A 4,415-nucleotide genomic window follows, 5' to 3' on the forward strand; every position below is an offset into this window, starting at 1 on the left:
TATTCTTGCCAGCTCGAATGTCGGCCATGCTTCCAATCGCGATTCCACCTGCTGTCGCACCAAGTCCAGCGTAAGAACCGCCGGGCTGAACTCGACGAATAAGCGATGCCAGCGTGAAATCGGTGCCCGCGGAGACAAAAGTCGTTGCAGGGCCATTTTTGTCCAAAGAGCCGGTGACTTGGAGCGTGCCACCATTGACCGTCGTGTCGCCGCTGTATGTGTTGGTTCCCGATAGAACAAGCGTAAGATTGCCCGAGAGCGTGAGTGAGGTGGAACCGGCGGGGGAGTCTTTGAGCACGCTGTTTACGGCGAGCATTCCGAAGCCGCCGCCGCCGAATTGATACGTTTTGCCATATGGTGTGAGCGGTCCGCTGTATGTGTACACGATGAAGTGGTCATTTGTCGCGCCGAGCATGACATTCGGCAGATTGGCGCCGGATGCTTGGCTAAGATCCAGATTGTTTGAACTGTTGGCATCAAACCCAACGATGCCATTTGAACTACTTGTGAAGTGATTTAGAAACGCTTGGTTAATCGCGGCCCCGTCCCCTACTTCCGCTCCATTATTGATCGTTATGCTGCCGCTTGGAATCGACGCTGCGCCGGCGAAAACCAACCTGCCTCCGTTGACTATTGTGCCGCCGGAATAGGTATCGGTGCCCGCCAGCCTGACCGTGCAGTTCGGACCTTTGTTAACCACGATGCTTCCGTCAGCGCCGACGATGTTCCCGGAGAACGTTGAGGGCGATTTGTCGGCGCTGCCCGTGCCGATCGTCAGTTGGGATGGAGTGCCGGCCGGATTGAGGTTAACGATCGTGGCAGGGGCGAAGTTAGGAGGGAGCGCGGCGTTCTCCAGAGACATGATTTGCTGACTTACGCCGACATTAAACGTGGCCCCCGAATTGTTCAGGTTGATGACGGTTCCGGTGCCCAAGGCCGTCGCATTGTTCGAATTGACAGTGGCAGTTAGGGTGGAAGATTGACCGATCTGCCCAATGTCAACCTCGGCTCCGGAGCTGATATTTGTGGCCGGATAATTGAGCGTAAGCACCCCACTTTCGACGCCGAATCCAATGGGGCTTACGAGCGACCCGAGGAACAAGGTTCCGACCCCCGTGCCGTTCTTGGCGATATGGAGCGTGGATGAATCGTCTAGAAAAACTGTGCTCCCTGGCCCAGTGCCAAGTGAAAGACTATAGGGTGAATTCGGCGACGCACTTGGACCGGTCGTAAATAAGAAAGAGGTTCGCATGTAGTAGCTAGCGAGATCGGCGGCATTGATGATGCCCGAAAGGTTGATGGTCAAATCACTATCAAACACATCCAAACGGTTGCTGGAGATCGCGGAACCGGACCGGAGTTGCAATGTGTCGGGCGCATATCGGATCTTGATCGTTCCGCTTCCCAAAACGGAATTCGCCGGCGCGGCCGGATCAAGGATCAACACGGCTGTGTTGACGGTCGTGCCCCCGACATAGGTACTGTTGCCGGTCAGGCGCACTGTGCCGCTGTTAACAACGAGCCCGGCTGTCGAGTCCGCTCCGTTGGCCAGGATATTGCCAGTGAGGTCCAATTCGCCAACCGGCGGAGCGTTGATGTAGATGCTCTTCCCGACATTGTTGGTCGCACCGAGCGTGATGTTTCCCGCGAAGGTGTTGACTCCGCTCGCGTTCTTGCTGCCCAAAATGAGAGAGCCAGCGGATGAATCGTTGGCGACAATCGGATTGGCCACGGTGAGGCCAGGCGCAGTGCCCAGGAATAAACTGCTGGAACCCGCGCCGATCGAGCCGAGAGTCACGGCTCCCGTCCCGACTGGGCCGCTCGTTATCGCGCCGCCGTTCTGCGTGGTGGAGGAGCCCAGAATGAGCGAATTGGCAGTGTTGATCGCAGTGCCGTTGGCGACCGTCGTGCCGCCGCTGTACGTATTTGCGCCAGAGAGCGTTACCGTGCCGCTGCCGGCAGTGGTCAATCCCTGAGCCCCGGCCAGGATCGCACTGATTGTTGCCGACTGATTATTGACTTGGATGAGTGGACTACCCGACGAAACTCCCATCGTCAGGATATTGGCTGCATTGCCGTTGTTGTGCAGCGTCCAGTTATTCGACGGAGTTGTGTCGCCGAATAGCAGACTGCCGATCGTGCGGGAGCTATCGAGATGGACCGTGTTGTCGGCCGTCAGGTCGAGTGTGCTGAAGTCGGCGATTCCATCAGTCCCGTCTGCAACTACGCCGCCGGACCAATTGCTCGGATCCGACCAGAGACCTCCACTCGTCGTATCGGTCCAAGTGCCGTTGGTTCCCGCGAGTGCATCGGCCGAAGCAGCTCCCAACAATAAACCGAAGATAAGGACGAATTGACTTCGGCGAAACTCGATACGATGCAGCCGCGCGGAACGGGTTCTCGGTGAACCACGCTTTGTTCCGGCCGCCGCGGGGCGGGGGCCGATTGGGTCCTGAATCTGGCACATGAGCGTTCTCCCGATAAAAGAAATGGATGAAACAGAAAACGTTGAAACTGAGATATGAAGGAAGCATAGGAATTACTCGGAAAAAGAATGAATGCGGGCTCGACGACACGAGTGCCGGAAGCGCGGGGAGGCGTGATCGGTTGAATCGCTGCATTTAGAATCACTGCGTCGCGAATCGCAGGGTTGCGACTCAAGGATTGGCGCGGCAACGCAGGGCTAATTCGCGATTCAATCGGTCACCACTCGGCGGCTTGCAGCCGACGGTGATTCACGAAGCCGAAGATCATGCCTCGCAAGAAGCCAACCCCCACGGCCCTGAATATAGCCATTTGTCACTGCGATTGCAAGCATCGGATCGTCGCGAGACATGGTTGAGTCCGAAAACGATGCTCGATTCGAACGGGGCGCGTCCGAGCAGATGGTCTCTGACCTAGGTGAATCCATCCGGCGCGAATTCGCCAATCTGGCCGTTTCTTACAAATCGGCCGCTGGCTGCTAAGGGTTCTCGCCGGAATTCTCGGGCAAAGATTCTCGGAATTCTTTCCGAATCCGCTGGATGTTCCCGGCGACCTGAGGTAACTGTGAGATCGTGCGATGTACGCATGAATAGTACCACCCAAAACGGAGCCACGACCATGAACGCCGATTTGGACGACCTCGACCTGGGCGACGACCTTGTGATCACGAAGACCACCCGCCGCGCGTCGGACGCCGGAACTTGGGTCTGCGGGACGATTGCCGGGCACCGCTTCGACGCGTTGGTGTTCCCCGAGCACGCCGAGAACCCGGAATGGGAACTCGACGAGAGCCGCATTTCGAAGCTCTGGCTCGCCCGACCCTGGTTGCACGGACACACGACCGTTTTCAATTGGGACCGCGGGGCGGACGTCCTCGCCGCCGACCCGGTCGCGGCCGCGATCGTCGACTTCCTCTGTGCGGGATTGGCCGAACACGTTTACGGCAAATAACCCGAACCAGTTCTAACCACGATTCTCAGAGGAGTCCAACGATGAGCCGGAACCAATCCAAGATCGACCGAGCACTTGCGCACGGAATGACCGTCGGCCAATTGATCGAAGCCCTCGAAGACATGCCCGAGGACGCCGTCGTCGTGTTCAGCAGCGACTACGGGGACATTTGCCACACCGAGCAGGCGCTCGTCGTCCGCACGGTCGAAGAGCTTGACGAAAGCGAACGCCTTGAGGCCTCGGCCTATAGCCATTCGGGGATCGCCATCGAGTCGCTCGACGACGACGAAGGCGTATGTGACGAGACGGAACGCCCAGCGACCGAGGAAACAACCCGCATCGTCATTCTTCGTTCGTAGCCGAAACGCGCTGCGGCGCGTCGCCCGACCGTGGTTGGCCGGGCCTGATGATGGCAGCCACAACCATCAAGCATTCAAGACGAGGAGGCGAACCTGCCCCCCGACGCGGCCTACGGCGAAGTGCTCGCCTGGAAGGGCGCCGTCTCCGCCCGGCAACAGGCGATCCGGCGGACTCGGGAGATTGTCAACGGAGGCAAGTCGCCGGAAGCGGCCGGGTTGTTTGAAGATCTCACTCGCGCGACGCGGGAGTTGTCGGAACTGTCGCAGACGGTTCCCTCGGCGTCGCAGCGGGAAGAGCATCAGCGTCGCCTCGCCAAGTTGAGCGACCGGATCGAGCAGTTGGAACGATCGCTGGCTAGCGCGAGCCGGGAATTTCGCCAAGCGTTGGACGAGCGCCAGCGTACGCCCGCCGACGTCCAGAAGTCGCTGCCGGCCGACGCCGTTCTGGTCGATCTTCTGGAGTGCGGCTATTACGTTCCACCCAAGGAAAAGGGACAACGGCCCCGAGACGAGCGCCACCTGGTCGCTTTCGTGGTTCGCTCCGATGGGCCGATTCGGCGCATCGACCTGGGACCAGCTCAAACGATTACGGCGGCCATCGAACGCTGGCGAGCAAGCTTC

General features: G+C 59.0%; 4 protein-coding genes and 1 other RNA gene. 4 read left to right on the forward strand and 1 reads right to left on the reverse strand.

Features of this window, described 5'->3' with window-relative positions; genetic code table 11:
• On the reverse strand, positions 1 to 2,332 hold a 2,332-nt coding region (locus tag VGY55_17470), incomplete at its 3' end, for an autotransporter-associated beta strand repeat-containing protein (protein HEV2971768.1).
• A 770-nt stretch (positions 2,333 to 3,102) separates the two neighbouring features.
• On the opposite strand from VGY55_17470, the gene VGY55_17475 reads away from it, so the two are divergent.
• From VGY55_17475 to VGY55_17490, 4 genes are all read left to right on the forward strand, one after another.
• Complete coding sequence (locus VGY55_17475) at positions 3,103 to 3,435, forward strand: hypothetical protein (protein ID HEV2971769.1); 333 nt, start codon at positions 3,103 to 3,105, stop codon at positions 3,433 to 3,435.
• 41 nt (positions 3,436 to 3,476) lie between these two features.
• On the forward strand, positions 3,477 to 3,794 hold the full coding sequence (locus tag VGY55_17480; GenBank protein HEV2971770.1) for a hypothetical protein: 318 nt from the start codon (positions 3,477 to 3,479) through the stop codon (positions 3,792 to 3,794).
• An RNA gene (locus VGY55_17485) (hammerhead ribozyme type II) lies at positions 3,793 to 3,857 on the forward strand. Before VGY55_17480 ends, VGY55_17485 begins: the two co-directional genes overlap by 2 nt.
• Positions 3,858 to 3,914: 57 nt before the next feature.
• Positions 3,915 to 4,415: hypothetical protein (locus tag VGY55_17490; GenBank protein HEV2971771.1), on the forward strand; the 501-nt coding region annotated here is incomplete at its 3' end.

The organism is Pirellulales bacterium (assembly GCA_035939775.1).
Lineage (GTDB): Bacteria > Planctomycetota > Planctomycetia > Pirellulales > DATAWG01 > DASZFO01.